The organism is uncultured Flavonifractor sp. (assembly GCF_944383115.1).
In the GTDB taxonomy this organism is placed as follows: domain Bacteria; phylum Bacillota; class Clostridia; order Oscillospirales; family Oscillospiraceae; genus Flavonifractor.
The window spans coordinates 1-17,669 of the sequence record NZ_CALWOJ010000038.1; the positions used below are offsets into that span (position 1 = coordinate 1).

Genomic DNA, 17,669 nt, shown 5'->3' on the forward strand with positions numbered 1-17,669 from the left:
CCAGGACGCCCCCTGATCCAGAAGTTCTTCCGCTATTCCGGCCCGGTGGTCCTCAACGAGACCCTGTGGGGCCTGGGTAGCTCCATGCACAAGGTGGTCATGGGCCATATGGAAAACTCCACCGAAATCCTGGCCGCCCGCGCCCTGGCTGGCAACCTGGAGGATCTGTGTACCGTGGCCATCTTCGCCGTGGGCGGTACCACCGCCATCATCATAGGCCGGGAGATCGGAGCCGGACGGCGGGAACACATCTATGAGATCGGGGCTACTCTGGATACACTGGCAACGGGCTGCGGCCTGACCATCGGTGTGCTGCTCATTGTCTGTACCCACACCTTCTTCCCCACTCTGGTCTATCCCTTCTTCCACCTGTCCCCCATGGCGGGAGAGATTGCCACTATGATGCTCACCATGATCGGCGTCTGTCTCCCTCTGCGGGCCTTCAATTCGGTGAATACCGTAGGGGTACTCCGGGGCGGCGGAGACGTACGGGCCGCTTCCCTCATTGACGTGTGTCCCCTGTGGCTGGTGGCCCTTCCCCTGTCCGCCCTCTTTGGGCTGGTGCTGAAATGGGGCATCTTCTGGGTATATGTGGGCGTTATCATGGAGCAGATCACCAAATTTATTGTGGGCGTGCCCCGGTTCCGCTCCCGGGCCTGGATCAACGATGTAACCCAATATGTGAAAAAAGAGGAGGCCTCACCGTGAAAGTCACCGTTCTGATGGAAAACTCCGCCCGGGATGGGCTGATCCCCGAACACGGTCTGTCCTTTTACATTGAGTATCGGGGCGGGCGCTACCTGCTGGACGCCGGCGAGTGCGGCGCGGTGGTGTATAACGCCGCCAAGCTGGGGGTGGACCTGTCCAAGGTGGACAAGGCCGCCCTGTCCCATGGTCACTATGACCACGCCGACGGCTTCAACGCCTTCTTCGCCGTCAATCCCTCCGCCTCCGTCTACGCCCGCCCCCGGATCACCGACCCGGAGTATTTTGACGAGAAGGAGTACATCGGCATCAACCCCGGCATGTTCTGCCGCTATGAAACCCGCTTTGACCTGGCGGAGGGACCCCGGGATCTGGCCGAGGGGCTCCACCTCATTCCCGACCGTGTCAAACATGAGCAGTCCCTGGTGGCTGAGACCTCGGAAGGTCTGGTGGTCCTCAACTCCTGCTGCCACGCCGGTGTGGTGAAGATCCTCTCACAACTGGCGGAGCAGTTCCCCGGCACCCCCGTCCGGGCGGTGTTGGGCGGCTTCCATCTAATGGGCCACGACGGGCCGGAGACCTTGGGGCCTCCGCCGGAAAAAGTACGCTCCATCGCCGCCGCCCTGCGGGATGATTTAAAGGTACAGGATATCTACACCGGCCACTGTACCGGTGATCCCGCCTACGCCCTGTTAGAGGAGGAACTGGGCGACAGACTCCACCACCTCACCACCGGAGCGGTCTATGAATTTGCCGACTAAATCAAAAAGGACGCGCCTGCGGCGCGTCCTTTTTTTATAATTCCCGTTCCATTCTAATATCGGACAGTTGAAACCACTTGTCAGAATACGTGACGTATTCAAATCCCAGCTTCTCGTAGATCCGCAGGGCGTCCTTCAGCTTATGGTTGGAGGTGATCACAATAGTCTTTTGTCCCGCATCCCGGGCGGCCTGGATCACCGCCTCCATCAGAGCGGTGCCGATCCCTCGCTCCCGATACGCCTCCTTCACGCCGAACTTCAAAGCCTCGCAGACCCCTTCGCCCTGAAGCTCCAGCATCACCATGCCCACGATCTCCTGACCGCAGCGGGCCAGCAGCACCCGGCCTCCCCCGGCAATGAACCGGTGGGGATCGGCCAGCATCTCCAGATCCACCGGCTCCAAAAGGTCGTACTCCAGCAGCCAGGGCAGAGAGATATCCTCCAAATCCTGCTTATAGCGTTCCTCGTAATCAATGATCTCCACGGGCACGGTCTTGTCCATGGGGACACCCCTCCTGTTTGCAAATCTTTCTATTGCATAGAATACCATTGAACCGTCTCTACGTCAACCGCCGTCCGTTTGCAATCTATTTGCTTCTCTGCTATCTTTTTCACGTTCACATTTAATTTACAACCCTGCCTATTGACTTTTTCAGCGGACGGTGCTACATTATCTTTAGCACTCAGATAGTATGAGTGCTAAATCAGAAGTGAGGTGGCTGCTATGGATTTAACAGAACGAAAAAAGCGGATCCTGCGCGCCATCATTGAAAGTTATATCCAATCGGCGGAGCCGGTGGGGTCCAAGGCCATTGTTTCCTCTCTGGGCATGGAGATCTCCTCCGCCACCATCCGCAATGAGATGGCGGATCTGGAGGCACTGGGGCTGCTGGAAAAGCCCCACACCTCTGCCGGACGCATTCCCTCCCCCAAGGGGTATCGATTTTATGTCAACGAGCTGATGGAGGAGCATAAGCTCTCCCTTCAGGAAACCGAACGAATTAACCAGGCACTGCGTCTGAAGATGCAGGAGCTGGACCGGGTACTGGATCAGGCCGGCCGGGTGGTGTCTCAGTTGACCAACTATCCCGCCTTCGCTCTGTCCTCCGGCATGAGCCGGGTGACCATCCGCCGGTTTGACCTGCTGATGGTGGAGCACAACGCCTTTATCATCGTGGTAATGACCGACACCAATGTAGTGCGCAACCGGCTGATCCGGCTGCCCTCCGATTTGACGGAGGCTCAGCTGCAAATGCTCAACACCCTGCTCAACGCCACCTTTACCGGCCTGCCTCTGGATGAGATCACGCCGGAGCTGATGCGGGTGGCCCAGCACGCCGCCGGAGAGGCCTATGGGCTCATCTCCCTGGTGGTCTCCTTTGCCATGGAGGTGCTGGAGAGCCTGGAACAGCGCACCGTCCACACCTCGGGCATCGCCCATCTGCTGGAGCTGCCTGAGTACCGCTCTTTGGAGCGAGCCCAGCCTCTGCTGAGTTATCTCTCCGAGGACGCCGATCCCGGTCGGTTCCCCGTGCCTAAGGACGACGCCATGAAGATCCTCATCGGCCCGGAAAACGTGGCCGACGCGTTGAAGGATACCAGCGTGGTGGTTGCCAGTTACGATATTGGCGACGGAATGCGGGGTGTCATCGGCGTGGTGGGACCCACCCGTATGGATTACGCCAAAATCACCGCCCGCCTGTCCTATTTGGCCGAGGGGCTGTCCCGGCTGTTTGGACGCGGCGAGCTGCCTGGCGGCAGCGACGATCATAAATAGGAGATGAATACATCCCATGAGTAAGAAAGAGAAACAGCCCGAAGAGGTCATCCCCGAGGAGCAGACCGCTCCCGCTGCCGCCCCTGAGGCCGCGGAGGAGGCCCCCAATCCCCTGTTGGAGGAGCTGGAGGCTCTGAAACAGAATCTCACCGACCAGGAGGACAAATTCCTCCGCCTGGCCGCCGAGTACGACAACTACCGCCGCCGCAGTCAGAAGGAAAAGGAGTCGGCCTGGGCCGATTCCAAGGCGGAGACCGCCGCCGCCTTCCTGCCGGTGTACGATAACCTGGAGCGGGCCCTCAAGCAGGAGACCACCGACGAGGCCTATAAGAAGGGCGTGGAGATGACCATGACCCAGCTGAAGGAGGTTCTCGCCAAGCTGGGCATCCAGGAGATCCCCGCCCTGGGCGAGACCTTCGACCCCAACCTGCACAACGCCGTCATGCACGTGGAGGACGAGAACGCCGGAGAGAACACCATTGTAGAGGTGTTCCAGGCCGGTTTCCGCACCGAAGAAAAGGTGATCCGGTTCTCTATGGTCAAGGTGGCCAACTAATTCATGTTAAAAAACAATTTACGATATATTGGAGGAATTGATTATGTCTAAGATCATCGGTATCGACCTGGGTACGACCAACTCTTGCGTCGCCGTTATGGAAGGCGGCGAAGCCGTTGTCATCGCCAACGCGGAAGGCAACCGCACCACCCCGTCCGTGGTGGCCTTCTCCAAGGACGGCGAGCGTATGGTGGGCCAGGTAGCCAAGCGCCAGGCCATCACCAACCCCGACCGCACCATCGCTTCCATCAAGCGCGAGATGGGTTCCAACTACAAGGTCAACATTGACGGCAAGGCCTATACCCCTCAGGAAATCTCCGCCATGATCCTGCAGAAGCTGAAGGCGGATGCCGAGGCCTATCTGGGCCAGCCTGTTACTGAGGCGGTCATCACCGTTCCCGCTTACTTCACCGACGCCCAGCGCCAGGCCACCAAGGACGCCGGCAAGATCGCCGGTCTGGACGTGAAGCGTATCATCAACGAGCCCACCGCCGCGGCCCTGGCCTACGGCGTGGACAAGGAGACCGACCAGAAGATCATGGTGTACGACCTGGGCGGCGGTACCTTCGACGTGTCCGTGCTGGAGGTTGGCGACGGCGTCATTGAGGTGCTGGCTACTGCCGGTAACAACCGTCTGGGCGGCGACGACTTTGATAAGGCCGTCATGGACTGGATGGCTGCCGAGTTCAAGAAGGACACCGGCATCGACCTGACCGGCGACAAGGTGGCCATGCAGCGCCTGAAGGAGGCCGCCGAGAAGGCCAAGATCGAGCTGTCCGGCGTCACCTCCACCAACATCAACCTGCCCTATATCACGGCTGACGCCACCGGCCCCAAGCATCTGGACCTGACCCTGACCCGGGCCAAGTTCGATCAGCTGACCGCCTCCCTGGTGGAGGCCACCGCCGGCCCCGTCCGTCAGGCTATGAGCGATGCCGGCCTGGGTTCCGGCGATCTGTCCAAGGTACTGCTGGTGGGCGGCTCCAGCCGTATCCCCGCCGTGCAGGACATGGTGAAGAAGCTGACCGGCAAGGAAGGCTTCAAGGGCATCAACCCCGACGAGTGCGTGGCCATCGGCGCTGCCCTCCAGGGCGGTGTGCTGGTAGGCGACGTGAAGGGCCTGCTGCTGCTGGACGTGACTCCTCTGTCCCTGGGCATCGAGACCATGGGCGGCGTCATGACCAAGCTCATCGAGCGCAACACCACCATTCCTGCCAAGAAGAGCCAGGTGTTCACCACCGCCGCCGACAACCAGACCTCCGTTGAGGTCCATGTGCTGCAGGGCGAGCGTGAGATGGCCCAGTACAACAAGACCCTGGGCCGGTTCAACCTGGACGGCATTGCTCCCGCCCGCCGGGGCGTGCCTCAGATCGAGGTCACCTTCGACATCGACGCCAACGGCATCGTGAACGTGTCCGCCAAGGATCTGGGCACCGGCAAGGAGCAGCACATCACCATCACCTCCTCCACCAACATGTCCAAGGAGGACATCGATAAGGCCGTCAAGGAGGCCGAGCAGTTTGCCGCCGAGGACGCCAAGCGCAAGGAAGAGGTAGACGTCCGCAACCAGGCCGACCAGGTTGTCTATCAGACCGAGAAGGCCCTGGAGGACGCCAAGGACAAGATCGACGCCAAGGACAAGGCCACCGTGGAGGCCGCCATCAATAAGCTGAAGGACGCCATGAAGGGTACCGACATCGAGGCCATCAAGGCCGCCACCGAGGAGGCCACCAAGGCCTTCTACCCCATTGCTGAGAAGATGTATCAGCAGGCGGGCGCCCAGGGCGGCCAGGCCGGCCCCGATATGGGCGGCGCCAACTTCGGCGGCCAGACCGGCGGCGCCAACACCGACCCCAACGTGGTGGACGCCGACTATCAGGTCGTGGACGACGACAATAAGTAAGCGCGGAGGCCGTGAGCAAGGGAGCTAAGGCTGGACGGAGACGGAAAAACAGGCGACGGACACAGTCCGGAGCGGCATTTTCCGCGCAGTCCCGGCTTAGCGACCTGACCGCGAACGTGCCGCAGCGTGAGATCAAGTTACGGATCACAGCGGCGGGGGCAAGCCCCCGCTGCTTTCCGTGTATAAAGAGGTGAACACCAATGCCTGAACAGAAACGAGATTATTACGAAGTGCTGGGGGTCTCCAAAGGCGCCAGCGACGATGAATTGAAGAAGGCCTACCGCAAACTGGCCAAAAAATACCACCCTGACCTGAACCCCGGCGACAAGGAGGCCGAGGCCAAGTTCAAGGAGGTCAACGAGGCCTACGAAGTCCTCTCCGACAAGGAGAAACGTGCCAAGTACGACCAGTTCGGCCATGCCGGCGTGGACCCCAACTTCGGCGCGGGCAGCGGTTTCGGTGGGTTTGGCGGCTTTGATATGGGGGACATCGACCTGGGGGACATCTTCGGTTCCTTCTTCGGCGGTGGGTTCGGCGGCGGCTCCAGCCGCCGGAACAACGGCCCCATGAAGGGGGAGACCCTCCGGGCCTCAGTGACCATCTCCTTCGAGGAGGCCGCCTTCGGCTGCGAGAAGGAGATCACCCTCAGCCGCACCGAGAACTGCGATACCTGCAAGGGCAGCGGCTGCGCCCCCGGCACCACAGCGGAGGTCTGCCCCGACTGCCACGGCAGCGGTACCATCCGCATCCAGCGGGGTGGCGGAGCTTTCACCTTTGCCACCACCACCACCTGTCCCAAGTGCGGCGGCAAGGGCAAACTGATCCATCAGCCCTGTAAGGACTGCGGCGGTACCGGCAGTGTCCGCAAGCAGCGCAAGATCACCGTCAGTATTCCCGCCGGCATTGACAACGGCCAGGCCGTGTCCCTCCGGGGGCAGGGCGGCGCGGGCCGCAACGGCGGTCCCGCCGGCGATCTGCTCATCAGCGTCACCGTCCGTCCCCATCCTTTCTTCAAGCGGGACGGTACATCGGTCTTTTTGGAGCATCCGGTCACCTTCCTCCAGGCCACTCTGGGTGCTGAACTGGAGATCCCCACCATTGACGGCAAGGTGAAATGGAACCTGCCCGCCGGCACCCAGCCGGGTACCACCTTCCGCCTGCGTGGCAAGGGCATCCCCTCGGTCAACGGTCGGGGCAGAGGCGATCAGTATGTCACCGTCAATGTGCAGGTTCCCACCGACCTGACGAAGGAACAGAAGGAGGCGTTGCGTGCCTATGGCGAAGCCATGGGCGAGATTCCACCCAGTCCGGTGGACGGCGTGAAATCTTTCTTTGACAAACGCAAGAAGAAGAAATAAAATAAGAGGACGAGTATACCATACTCGTCCTCTTATTTTATCTGTGAGGTGTTCCTATGGGACCCATTCGATACATCGTCTATCTCTTCCCCATTCTGACTGCAGCCGGTCTGCTGGGCTTCTTCCTTTGGTACGCCCAGAACATGCGCCCTTCCCTGGCCCAGAAGCTGACCCCCATACCGGAAAAGCGGCCCTTTACCTTTGCCGGTCGGCGGCATCCCCTGGTGAAAAAGGACGCCATCCCCATGCTGCTGATTACCGCAGTCTACGCCGTCACCGCCTTTTTCAACCTGGGCTCCACCACCGCACCCCAGCATCCCTGGGACTTCGGCAATGAAAAGAGCGAGACCTTTCTGCTTCCGGAGGAGGATCTGCTGGTCTCCAAACTCTGGTACTTTTCCGGCCTGGGTACCGGCAAGTATCAGGTGGAGATCTCCACTGACGGAGTGACCTGGCTGTCCCTGTGGCAACGGAAAGACAATGCCGACGATCCTGACGAGATCACCGGTTACTACTGGGCCGACGGCACCGGCTATGGGGCCAGTTACGCCATGACCCAGAACTACAACCAGCTGTTCAAGTGGAACGAGATCACCTTCGACAACCCCCAGTATATCCGGTATCTCAGGATCACGGGCCAGGCCAACAAGGGTCTGCTGGAGCTGAACGAACTGGCCCTGTTTGACGAAAATGGCGACCGCATCTGGATCAGCGACAGCACCAATCCCCTCTTCGACGAGGCGGACACAGTGCCCGAAACCATCTCTTTTGCCAACTCCGCCTACTTTGACGAGATCTACCACCCCCGCACCGCCTATGAGCATCTGCGGAACATCGAACCCTATGAGATCTCCCATCCGCCTCTGGGCAAGCTCATCATGAGCGTGGGCATTGCCCTGTTCGGCATGACTCCCTTCGGCTGGCGGTTTATGGGCACCCTGTTCGGCGTGGCTATGCTCCCCCTGCTCTACCTGTTTTTGAAGAACCTCTTTGGCCGCACCTCCATCGCCACCTGCGGCACCATCCTGCTGGCGGTGGACTTCATGCACCTGACCCAGACCAGGCTGGCCACCATCGACACCTACGCCTTCTTCTTCATCCTGCTGATGTACTACTTCCTGTACCGGTACCTGACCCTGCCCGATGGCGCCTCCTTCAAGCAGTGCGCCCTGCCTCTCTTCCTGTCGGGGCTGTTCTGGGGCATCGGCGCCGCCTCCAAATGGACGGTGATTTACGGCTGTACCGGGCTGGTAGCCCTCTACTTCATTGGCCTGGCGGTCAAGCTGCGCCGCTGGCCGGAGGAAACCCGTCAGCAGCGGCTGGGTTGGACGGTAAAGATCCTGGCCTTCTCCGTGCTGGTCTTTGCCATCATTCCCGCCATCATCTATATCCTGTCCTACCTGCCCTACGCCTCCGCCTCGGGAGATCTGTCGCTGGGGAACCTCTTCAAGGAGATGTGGGAGAATCAGAAGTATATGCTCTCCTACCACCAGGGCGTCACCTCCTCCCACCCCTACTCCTCCCGCTGGTACGAGTGGCTGGTCAACGCCCGGCCCATCCTGTACTATATGGACAACTCCGTATCTGGGGTCACCACCCGATTTGCCGCCTTCCTCAACCCGGTGGTGTGCTGGGGCGGGCTGGTGGCCATGCTGGTATGCGCCGCCCAGGCCTTCCGTCCCCTGTGGGCCAAGCTGACCTTCTTCCTCCTGTCCGGTCTGGGCGGGGCCGCTTCCGCCGCCTGGGTCACCGGCGTGTTTGACCCGGAGACCGACGGCCAGACCCGGCTGCTCTGTCTGGTGCTGATCGCTTCTCTGCTGGTTCTCTACCTGCTCCTGGGCTGGTTTGTCAGCCAGACGTTCCGGCAGTCCTCCCCCATCGCCCTGTTCATCCTCATCGGCTACCTGGCCCAGCTGGTGCCCTGGTTCCTGATCGGGCGTATCACCTTTGCCTACCATTATTTCCCCTCGGTCCTGTTCCTCATTCTGGAATTGTGCTATGTGTTTTACACCTTGTCCGAAAAGGAGGCCATGCTCCGCTGGAAACCGGCCATGTACGCCGTCACCGGCGGCGCCGCGGGGCTGTACGTTCTGTTCTATCCCGCTCTGGTTGGTATTACCTACCCCAGCTGGTACGGGATTTGCGTCCTGAAGTGGTTCCCCGCCTGGCCGTTTTAAGGTCCAGGGGGATCCAATCCCCCTGGATACAAAGCCGCCGCGCCGCTAGCAGCACAGCGGCTTTGATACCCCCGGTTTCGCGCCCTGTGGCGCGGGTCGTGGTATGTTTGGGAGAACTGAATTCTCCCAAACATGAATTTTCACATTGCTGCTCTGGAGGCAACTCTATTATGTATCTCACTGACTATCACACCCACACTGAACGCTCCCCCGACAGCAGCGCACCCCTGGCCGAAATGGCGGAGGCCGCCGTGGCCGCCGGGCTGGACGAGCTGTGCGTCACCGATCACTGCGACCTGCTGGGGTTGTATGGCGAGCCGGTGGATGGCTACGACTGGCCCCCTGCCCTGGAGCAGTATGCCGCCGTCGCCCCCCGTTACGCCGGCAAGCTGACCATCCGCCTGGGGCTGGAGTTTGGAATGGGTCATTTGAATCCGGAGGCCAGCCGGGCCATCCTGAATCGCCCGGAGCTGGACTTTGTGCTGGGTTCCATCCATAATCTGTGTCCGGAAAAGGGCGGTACCGACTTCTACTATGTGGACTATCCGGACGACGCCGCCTGTTACGCCGCTCTGGACGACTATTTTACTTCTATGGCCCAGTTGGCAGTCACCGACTTCTACAACGTGCTGAGCCACATCATCTACCCGCTGCGTTACATGGCCCGCCCCATCTCCCTGGATCGGTACGGCGATCTCCTGGACACCATTTTCCGCGCTGCCGCGGAGCGTGGCAGGGGGATCGAGATCAACACCTGGCGGGGCCGCACCCTGAAGGAGTGGCTGCCCATCCTCCGACAGTTCAAGGCCCGGGGGGGCGAGATCGTCACCATCGGTTCCGACGCCCATACCCCGGACGGCGTGGGCAAGGGCTCCGCAGCAGCCTGCGCCCTGCTGAAGGACGCGGGGTTCCGCTATTTTGCCACCTACGAAAAGCGTAAGGCTGTATTCCACACATTGTAAGGAGGGTATTGGTATGATCGCATTGGGTTCCGACCACGGAGGGCTGGCCCTCAAACGCCACGTCATGGACTATCTGGACCAGCACCAGCTGGCCTACAAGGACTACGGCTGCTACACGTCCGACAGCTGTGACTATCCCGACTTCGGCCGGGCGGCGGCCCAGGCGGTGGCCTCCGGCGAATGCGACCGGGGCATCGTCATCTGCACCACCGGCATCGGTATCTCCATCGCCGCCAACAAGGTAAAGGGCATCCGCTGCGCCCTGTGCAGCGAGCCCCTGTCCGCCGAGATGACCCGGCGGCACAACGACGCCAATATGCTGGCCATGGGGGGCGGTCTCATCGGCAACAACATGGCCGACAAGATCCTGGACGCCTTCCTCAACACCGAGTTTGAGGGCGGCCGTCACCAGCGCCGGGTGGATAAGCTGGAGCCTTAACGATTTCCGCCAAAAAAGGCGCGCCGGACGGCGCGCCTTTTTGCTGCTTATTTAACCTGTTTTCCCTCCAGGAACACGGCCTGGACCTTGCCGCTCCAATCGAAGGGGTGACCCTGGGTGACTACGATATCGGCGTCCTTGCCGGGGGTCAGGGTGCCCACCCGATGGCCGATTCCGGCAATTTCAGCCGGGTTGCGGGTGATGGCCGCCAGGGCCTCCTCCTCTTCCATACCGCCCCGCACCGCCATCGCGGCGCACAGGGGCAGGTACTGGATGGGGGTCTCCGGGTGGTCGGTGCAGATGGCTACCTTCACCCCGGCTTTGGCCAGCAGGGCCGGATTTTCCAGAGTCTGGCCCACCAGCTCCGGCTTGGAGCGATCAGTGAGGCAGGGGCCGGTGATCACCGCCGCCCCCTCAGCCGCCAGCAGGTCGGAGATCTTGTAGCCCTCGGTGCCGTGGACAATGACGTACTTCAGGCCAAATTCCTTACTGAGCCGCACCGCCGTGGCGATATCGTCCGCCCGGTGGGCGTGGAAGTGGGCGGGCACCTCCCCCTTCAGCACCGGCAGCAGGGCCTCCAGCTTGGCGTCGTAGTCGGGCATATCTTCGTCCGGGTCCTCCGAGGCCTTGTCCTGCTTGTCCTGGTATTCCAGCGCCTTGGACAGCTCCTCCCGGATGATGGCCGCCGTGGCCATGCGGGTCACCGGGGTCTCCTTCCGGTCGTTGTACACCGACTTGGGGTTCTCACCCAGGGCAAACTTCATGGCCGCCGGGGTCTTCACCACCATTTCGTCCACCCAGCGCCCGTCGGTCTTGAGGGCCAAAAACTGCCCGGCGATGGGGTTGGCGGAGCCGGGGCCGGTGAGTACCGTGGTGACGCCACCCTCCCGGGCCTCCTGGAAGCAACGGTCCAGAGGATTCACCCCGTCGATGGCACGCAGCTGGGGGGTACAGGGGTCGGTGGACTCGTTGCCGTCGTCCGCCTCAAAGCCCAGAGCATCCCCAAACAGGCCCAGGTGACAGTGTGCGTCAATCAACCCGGGCAAAACATGACCGCCTGCGGCATCCAGCTCCGGCCCCTCTCTGTGGGCCAGTTCCTCCATCGCGCCTACCGCCGTGATCTTGCCGTTCTCAAAGGCCACATATCCCCGGCAGATCACTGGCCCATCCATTGTGTGGATCACTCCGTTGACGATCCTCATATTCCTCCCCGACCCCTTTCGACAAACCTTGTATTTGACAATTTAAGCAAATTATGATATCTTATTCATGCAGCTCATTTCAGGTACAAGTGCGATCCATGAAACAGTCCATTTCATTCTCTATGCACAGGTTGGGCGTCTCCTTTTGGAGACGCCCGTTTTTTACCCTTGCTCAGGGGACATACTGCTCCATGACCGTTACATCCCGCTGCAAATAAGCGCCGTCACGCCACAGGCGCAGGTGGAGTATGTCGCCTACAGACATCTCCTCCTTCATGGCCAGCAGCTCCTCCACTGTGGTAACCGGCTGACCATTCACTTCCACGATGACGTCGCCGGGGAAAACACCCTGGGCCTTGGCGTCAGAATTTTTCTGTACGCTGTCCACATAGACCCCCAGGGGCAAATCGTATTCCTCCGCCAGTTCCTCCGTCACGGTATAGCAGGTGATACCGATGGTGGGTTCGCCGCTGACATAGCCCTGGCGGATCAAATCGTCCACCACAACTTTGACGGTGGCGGTGGGGATGGCAAAGCCCAGACCTTCTACCGTATCGTCATAGGCGTACATTTTCATATTGGTGATACCGATCACCTGGCCGTATTCGTTAATGAGGGCGCCGCCCGAGTTGCCCGAGTTGAGGGCGGCGGTGGTCTGGATGAGTACCATAGAATATCCGTCCACATCCACATCCCGGTTGATGGCGGAGATAATGCCATTGGTCATGGTACCTCGCAGCTCGTGGCCCAAAGGATTACCGATGGCTGCCACCGTATCTCCCACCTGCATCTCGTCCGAGTTGCCAAAGGCAGCCGGGTACAGACCCTGGGCGTCGATCTTCAGCACCGCCAGGTCGGTAGGCAGATCCATTCCCACCAGCAGCGCCTCATAGGTGCTGTCATCCTGGAGGACAACCTCCACCGCGCTGCACCCCTCGATCACATGGGCGTTGGTAATGATGTAGCCGTCAGCGGACAGCACCACGCCGGTGCCATAGGAGTAGGAATTCCCCTCGTCCCCCCAGATGGCCACAATGGACTGGATGTTCTCCTGGTAGATGGTTTGCAGTGTGTGGGGCTCCGACTGAGGCCTGGCATTGAGGGTCATGGTGACGCCGCCCCCCAGCGGGGCCCGCTCCACGGTAGTCTCCCCAACATCCTCCTCTTCCCAATCCCAGTCGTCCTCCTGGTCCTCATCCCGGTCATAACCGCCGCTCCAGGAATTCGGATCGTCGGAATGATCCACCGCCTGCCGCGGGGTCAGGGTGCCCCCCACCCAGCGGAGGACACCCGCCGCTACCAGCAAAATCGCCAGCGTGCAGCAAAAAAGAATAATCACCTTACCCGGTCCGCGCCGGGGCGTCCTTCCCCGCTTGGCACCGGGCGCCGGTTCCGTCGGCGGATAGACCCGGTTCTGGTCGTAATAATAGCCGTGCATGGCTCCCTCCCGTCGTTACGCCAGCGTTAGGGTAAAGGCAAACTCCGTCACGCCGTCCTGGCTGGTCACTGTGATGTTTTCCTTGTGGTTATTCAAAATGGTCTTGACAATATACAGGCCAAGCCCCACGCCTTCCCGATCCACGCTGCGGGACTTGTCGCTCTTGTGGAACCGGTCAAAGATCATGGCCAGCTCGTCCGGCGGGATAGTCTGCCCGGTATTGCGCACCACCACATGGGCCTTCCCGCCTTTGGTGGTAATGGATATCCCCATGGTACTCCCTTCGCTGGAGAACTTGATGGCATTATCCAGCAGATTATAGCACACCTGGGTGATGGCGTCCGGATCGCCCCACACCATCACCGCCCCATCGGGCAGTTGGGTGTCCACGTCCAGGTGACGGCTGTTGATCTTGGTTTCCAGACTCACCAATACCCGCAGCATGATCTCAGAGACGTCAAACTGCTCCTGAGCGGTGACATTCTCCGCCGACTGAAGGCGGGACAGGTCCAGCATCCGCCGCACCAGCCGGGACAGCCGCCGGGTCTCGGAGGAGATGGTCTGAAGGGCCGCCCGCTCCCGGTCCGGCGGGATGGTGCCGTCCAGAATACCGTCGGAGAACCCGGCGATGGTGGTCATGGGGGTCTTTAGCTCGTGGGAAATGTTGGCCACAAACTCCGAGCGACGGGCCTCGCTTTTAGAAATGGAGTCAGCCATTGCGTTGAAGGCTTCCGCCAGCTCCCCTACTTCATCCCGCCGGTCCTCATAACCTTTGACCCGCACCTCATATTCTCCGTGGCCAAATTTCCGGGCCGTTTCAGCAATTTCCTTCAGCGGCCTGGTCTGCTTGAGGGAGGTTACCGAGCTGGTAAGGAAGGCGATGCACAGCACCACCACCGCGGTGAAGAAGAAAATGGTGGTAAAGGCCCGCCACAGTTCCGTCATGCTGGAGGCCTCCGCCGCCACATAGGCCACACCCACCATCGTCTGGACCACCTGGCCGCTGCCGCGATCCAGGGTCTCCATGATAACGGGCGTGCCGGCTACATACCGCTTCTCCGGGAAGAAACCTCCCAGGGTCGTCATGCCGGTATAGCCTCCCGACTGGCTCACCGCCTCCACCACAGTACGGGGCAGGTAGTGGCCGCCCAGCACGCTGTAGCCCTGGACGGTCGCGCCGTCGGTGGATACCACCATCTCGCCGTCCGCCTCCGTAATCAGCACCACCGCATCGGAGATCTGGGCAATGGTGGCGATCATGGCGATGTAGACGTTATCCTCCACGCTCAGCCCCAGGGAGCGGGACTTGGAGGTGAAATTGGCCACATAGTCGGCGTTACGCTCCATCGAATCCCTGGTCTGACGGATGGTATACTGATAAGACAAGGTGAAGAAGGCCGTACCCAGCAGCGCGAAGGAGATGAGAATCATCCCCGCAGTCAGGGCAAATTGTCGCTTGTACAGGCTCCTCATGACCCGGTCACAACCTCAAATTTGTATCCCACGCCCCATACGGTCTTGAGGCTCCACTGGTCGCTGACTCCTTCCAGCTTCTCCCGCAGGCGCTTGATGTGTACGTCCACCGTCCGGGAATCGCCGAAATAGTCGAATCCCCATACCTCGTCCAGCAGCTGATTGCGGGTGAATACCCGGTTGGGGGAGGCGGCCAGATGGTACAGCAGCTCCAGCTCCTTGGGGGGCGTATCCACCCGCTTGCCGTCCACCAGCAGTTCGTAGGAGTCCAGGTTGATGACCAGCTTGTCGAAAGACAGCTTCTTCTCCCCGCTGCCGTTCTCGTCCCCGCCGAACCGGCGCAGCACGGCGTGGATGCGGGCCAGCACTTCCTTCATCTCAAAGGGCTTGACGATGTAGTCGTCGGCGCCTCCCTCCAGGCCTGCCACCTTGTCCTGGGTCTCCCCCTTGGCGGTGAGCATGATCACGGGGGTCTTGTCGTTTTCCCGGATCTTTTTCAGCACCGACCAGCCGTCCATGACGGGCAGCATGATATCCAGCAGCACCAGGTCGGGCCGGAAGGAGCGGAACAGTTCCACCCCCTTGCCGCCGTCGCCTGCCACCACCGTCTCAAATCCCTCTTTCTCCAAATAGAGGTGGAGCAGCTCGGCAATGTTGGAGTCGTCTTCCACAATGAGGACTTTCTTGGCCATAGTACACCGTCCTTTTCAGACTAATCAAATGGTATTCTTTCGGTATGTCCGGATATGCTCGGGATCTTTCATCTTCGTTATTATACGCCCTGCCAGTTCTCGGGGGGTGAACAATTTGTAAATCGCCGCTTTAATTCATCCCCACATAGGATCGGTCCAGCTGAAGCACCACATAACAGCCCGGCACTACCTGACGCACCGCATCGGTAATGCGGGTTTTGATCTCACCATCGCTCAGTTTGCAGCGGTGGGGAACCACAACATCAAAGATCAGATTGGAGTGGAGGGGGCCTCTGGTCACCCGGAAATCGTGGATGCTCATGTCCGGATCAATGTTCCGAACCAGTTCCCGCACCTGATCCCGCAGGCGGGCCACCTCGCTGTCACCGGTGGCGATGGGGTCCATGTGTATGGTGGTCTCAATGCCGAAGGTCTCCTGGATCTCCCGCTCGATGTGGTCAATGGCATCATGGGCGGCCATAATGTCGGCCCCCTCCTGCACCTCGGCATGGAAGGAACACATCCGCCGCCCGGGGCCGTAGTCGTGGATCACCAGGTCGTGCATACCCACCACCTCCTCATGGGAGAGGACCAGCTGCTGGATAGCCTGCACCAGCTCCGGTTCGGGGGCGGTACCCAGCAGGGGGTTGAGGGTGTCTCTGGCTGCCTCCCAGCCGGCCCGCAGGATGAAGACGGCTACCACCACACCGATCCAGCCGTCAATGCTCACGCGGGCAAAATGGCCGATCAGAGTGCCCGCCAGTACGGCGGAGGTAGCCACCACATCGGACAGGGAATCGGTGGCGGTAGCCTGCATGGCCGCCGAGCCGATGCGCTTGCCCAACCGCCGGTTGAAAAAGCACATCCACAGCTTCACCAGGATGGAGCAGCTCAGGATGATCACCGTCACCACCGAGAAGGCCACTTCCTCCGGATGCAGGATCTTTTCAATGGAGCTTTTGCCCAGTTCCACGCCCACCATTAAAATGAGCAGGGACACCAGCAGCCCCGCCAGATATTCGATCCGCCCGTGGCCGAAGGGGTGGCCGTCGTCGGCCTTCTGCCCCGCCAACTTGAAGCCCACCAGGGTAACCACCGAGGACCCCGCGTCGGACAGGTTGTTGAAGGCATCTGCGGTAACAGCAATGGACCCGGTAAGCACACCGGCAAAAAACTTGCCCAAGGAGAGCATCAGGTTGAGAAAAATGCCCACCCCGCCGGAAAGCACGCCGTATCGCTCCCGCACCGCCGGGTCCTGTACATTTTCATGATCGCGAATCAAATGCCGGACCAGAAAGTCCGTCATAACCGGTCCCCCCAAATTAAAAACAGGATTCTAATTATTATCCCACGGAAGGCCGTCAACGTCAAGCGATCTGGCGTCTTCCATCTCCATTATATATAAAAGGAGCGCCGCCCGACGGGCGGCGCTCCTTATTACTCCAGTTCCACGGGTAGGAATACTTGATAGGGCAACACGGCGGACAGTTCCACCATAAGGTCGGAAAAGCCGCCGGCCCGATCCCAGTCCTTCTTGGGGCTGCGCAGGATCTGCCCGTCTTTGGGTGGCCGGATGGGCAGGGATACGATGGCACGGGATCCCCGCTCCTCCTGCTGTTCAAATACGATGGCGCCGCCGTGGAGTGCGGCGATCTTTCGGGCCACCCGCAGGCCCAGTCCCAGCCCTTCCGGCCGGTAAAGGGGGTCCTTCTCCTGCTTCGGGTCAGGTGGCAATAAGCCCGGCCCGTCATCCCAGACCGTAAGAATGGCCCGTTCCTCCCGCACCACCAGGCGCAGCCCTGTCCGGCCGCCTGGTCCCGCCGCCCGAAAGGCGTTGGAGATCAGCCCCAGCAGCATCCGCCGCAGCTGGGACGCATCCCCGGTGGTGATCAGGCTTCCCCGTTCCTCTTCATAGACAAAGCCGAGTCCGGCCTGCTCCGCCAGAGAGGTCACCTGCCCCCCCAGCGTCCGGCAAAGTCCCGCCAGATCCAGGCTGGTCTGCTCCGCCCCCAACTCCTCCTCCGGCAGTTGGAGATACTCCAGATTGCTCAGCATTCGCATCATGCGATACATGCTCTGATGCAAAATAGCCAGATAAGGCTCATATTGAGCGCCCGCCTTTTCCTGTACCACCGGCGTCAGCAGCTGCACCGCCGCCGCCAGATTGTTCATCTGCTCCCGGAACTGCTCCACCAGCAGCAGCCCCAGGTCTTCCGAAACAGGCTC

Annotated in this window: 16 protein-coding genes; 9 read left to right on the forward strand and 7 right to left on the reverse strand. The window is 60.6% G+C overall.

Annotation, left to right across the window (positions count from 1 at the left end):
• Together Q0K43_RS05825 and Q0K43_RS05830 are read left to right on the forward strand one after the other, a co-directional pair.
• Positions 1-708: MATE family efflux transporter (locus Q0K43_RS05825; RefSeq protein ID WP_297289623.1), on the forward strand; the 708-nt coding region annotated here is incomplete at its 5' end.
• A complete protein-coding gene (locus tag Q0K43_RS05830) occupies positions 705-1,466 on the forward strand; it encodes an MBL fold metallo-hydrolase (RefSeq protein ID WP_297289624.1) in 762 nt (253 codons plus the stop codon). The genes Q0K43_RS05825 and Q0K43_RS05830, both read left to right, overlap by 4 nt.
• A gap of 34 nt (positions 1,467-1,500) precedes the next feature.
• Here Q0K43_RS05830 and Q0K43_RS05835 read toward each other — a convergent pair whose 3' ends face one another.
• Positions 1,501-1,968: a GNAT family N-acetyltransferase gene (locus Q0K43_RS05835; protein WP_297289625.1), complete on the reverse strand. Its 468-nt coding sequence runs from the start codon at positions 1,966-1,968 to the stop codon at positions 1,501-1,503.
• Positions 1,969-2,190: 222 nt separating this feature from the next.
• Here Q0K43_RS05835 and hrcA point away from each other — a divergent pair, with 222 nt between their 5' ends.
• From hrcA to rpiB, 7 genes are all read left to right on the forward strand, one after another.
• On the forward strand, positions 2,191-3,243 hold the full coding sequence (hrcA, locus tag Q0K43_RS05840) for a heat-inducible transcriptional repressor HrcA (protein WP_297289626.1): 1,053 nt from the start codon (positions 2,191-2,193) through the stop codon (positions 3,241-3,243).
• Positions 3,244-3,259: 16 nt separating this feature from the next.
• Positions 3,260-3,799, forward strand: a complete 540-nt coding sequence (gene grpE, locus Q0K43_RS05845; RefSeq protein WP_297289627.1) for a nucleotide exchange factor GrpE — start codon at positions 3,260-3,262, stop codon at positions 3,797-3,799.
• Positions 3,800-3,842: 43 nt separating this feature from the next.
• Positions 3,843-5,702, forward strand: a complete 1,860-nt coding sequence (gene dnaK, locus Q0K43_RS05850) for a molecular chaperone DnaK (RefSeq protein WP_297289628.1) — start codon at positions 3,843-3,845, stop codon at positions 5,700-5,702.
• Between the two features lie 200 nt (positions 5,703-5,902).
• Positions 5,903-7,060 (forward strand): molecular chaperone DnaJ, encoded by a 1,158-nt coding sequence (dnaJ, locus tag Q0K43_RS05855; protein WP_297289629.1) that lies wholly within the window; start codon positions 5,903-5,905, stop codon positions 7,058-7,060.
• 56 nt (positions 7,061-7,116) lie between these two features.
• Entirely contained in the window at positions 7,117-9,237 is a 2,121-nt protein-coding gene (locus Q0K43_RS05860; RefSeq protein ID WP_297289630.1) for a glycosyltransferase family 39 protein, read from the forward strand.
• A gap of 170 nt (positions 9,238-9,407) precedes the next feature.
• The gene (locus Q0K43_RS05865; RefSeq protein WP_297289631.1) at positions 9,408-10,199 is read left to right on the forward strand and encodes a histidinol-phosphatase HisJ family protein; all 792 of its coding nucleotides are present in this window, start codon (positions 9,408-9,410) and stop codon (positions 10,197-10,199) included.
• A 13-nt stretch (positions 10,200-10,212) separates the two neighbouring features.
• Positions 10,213-10,638, forward strand: coding sequence for a ribose 5-phosphate isomerase B (rpiB, locus tag Q0K43_RS05870; protein WP_297289632.1), 426 nt, complete (start codon positions 10,213-10,215; stop codon positions 10,636-10,638).
• 47 nt (positions 10,639-10,685) lie between these two features.
• On the opposite strand, the gene Q0K43_RS05875 is transcribed toward rpiB, so the two are convergent.
• From Q0K43_RS05875 to Q0K43_RS05900, 6 genes are all read right to left on the reverse strand, one after another.
• Positions 10,686-11,840: an amidohydrolase gene (locus tag Q0K43_RS05875; protein ID WP_297289633.1), complete on the reverse strand. Its 1,155-nt coding sequence runs from the start codon at positions 11,838-11,840 to the stop codon at positions 10,686-10,688.
• A 172-nt stretch (positions 11,841-12,012) separates the two neighbouring features.
• A complete protein-coding gene (locus tag Q0K43_RS05880) occupies positions 12,013-13,278 on the reverse strand; it encodes a S1C family serine protease (protein WP_297289634.1) in 1,266 nt (421 codons plus the stop codon).
• 15 nt (positions 13,279-13,293) lie between these two features.
• On the reverse strand, positions 13,294-14,751 hold the full coding sequence (locus Q0K43_RS05885; RefSeq protein WP_297289635.1) for a sensor histidine kinase: 1,458 nt from the start codon (positions 14,749-14,751) through the stop codon (positions 13,294-13,296).
• Positions 14,748-15,443 carry a response regulator transcription factor gene (locus Q0K43_RS05890; RefSeq protein WP_297289636.1) on the reverse strand — a complete coding sequence of 232 codons (696 nt, stop codon included), beginning with the start codon at positions 15,441-15,443 and terminating at the stop codon, positions 14,748-14,750. The genes Q0K43_RS05885 and Q0K43_RS05890 overlap by 4 nt, the downstream gene beginning before the upstream one ends.
• A 130-nt stretch (positions 15,444-15,573) precedes the next feature.
• Entirely contained in the window at positions 15,574-16,749 is a 1,176-nt protein-coding gene (locus Q0K43_RS05895; RefSeq protein WP_297289637.1) for a cation diffusion facilitator family transporter, read from the reverse strand.
• 131 nt (positions 16,750-16,880) lie between these two features.
• A partial coding sequence (locus tag Q0K43_RS05900) for a sensor histidine kinase (protein ID WP_297289638.1) occupies positions 16,881-17,669 on the reverse strand: 789 nt, incomplete at its 5' end.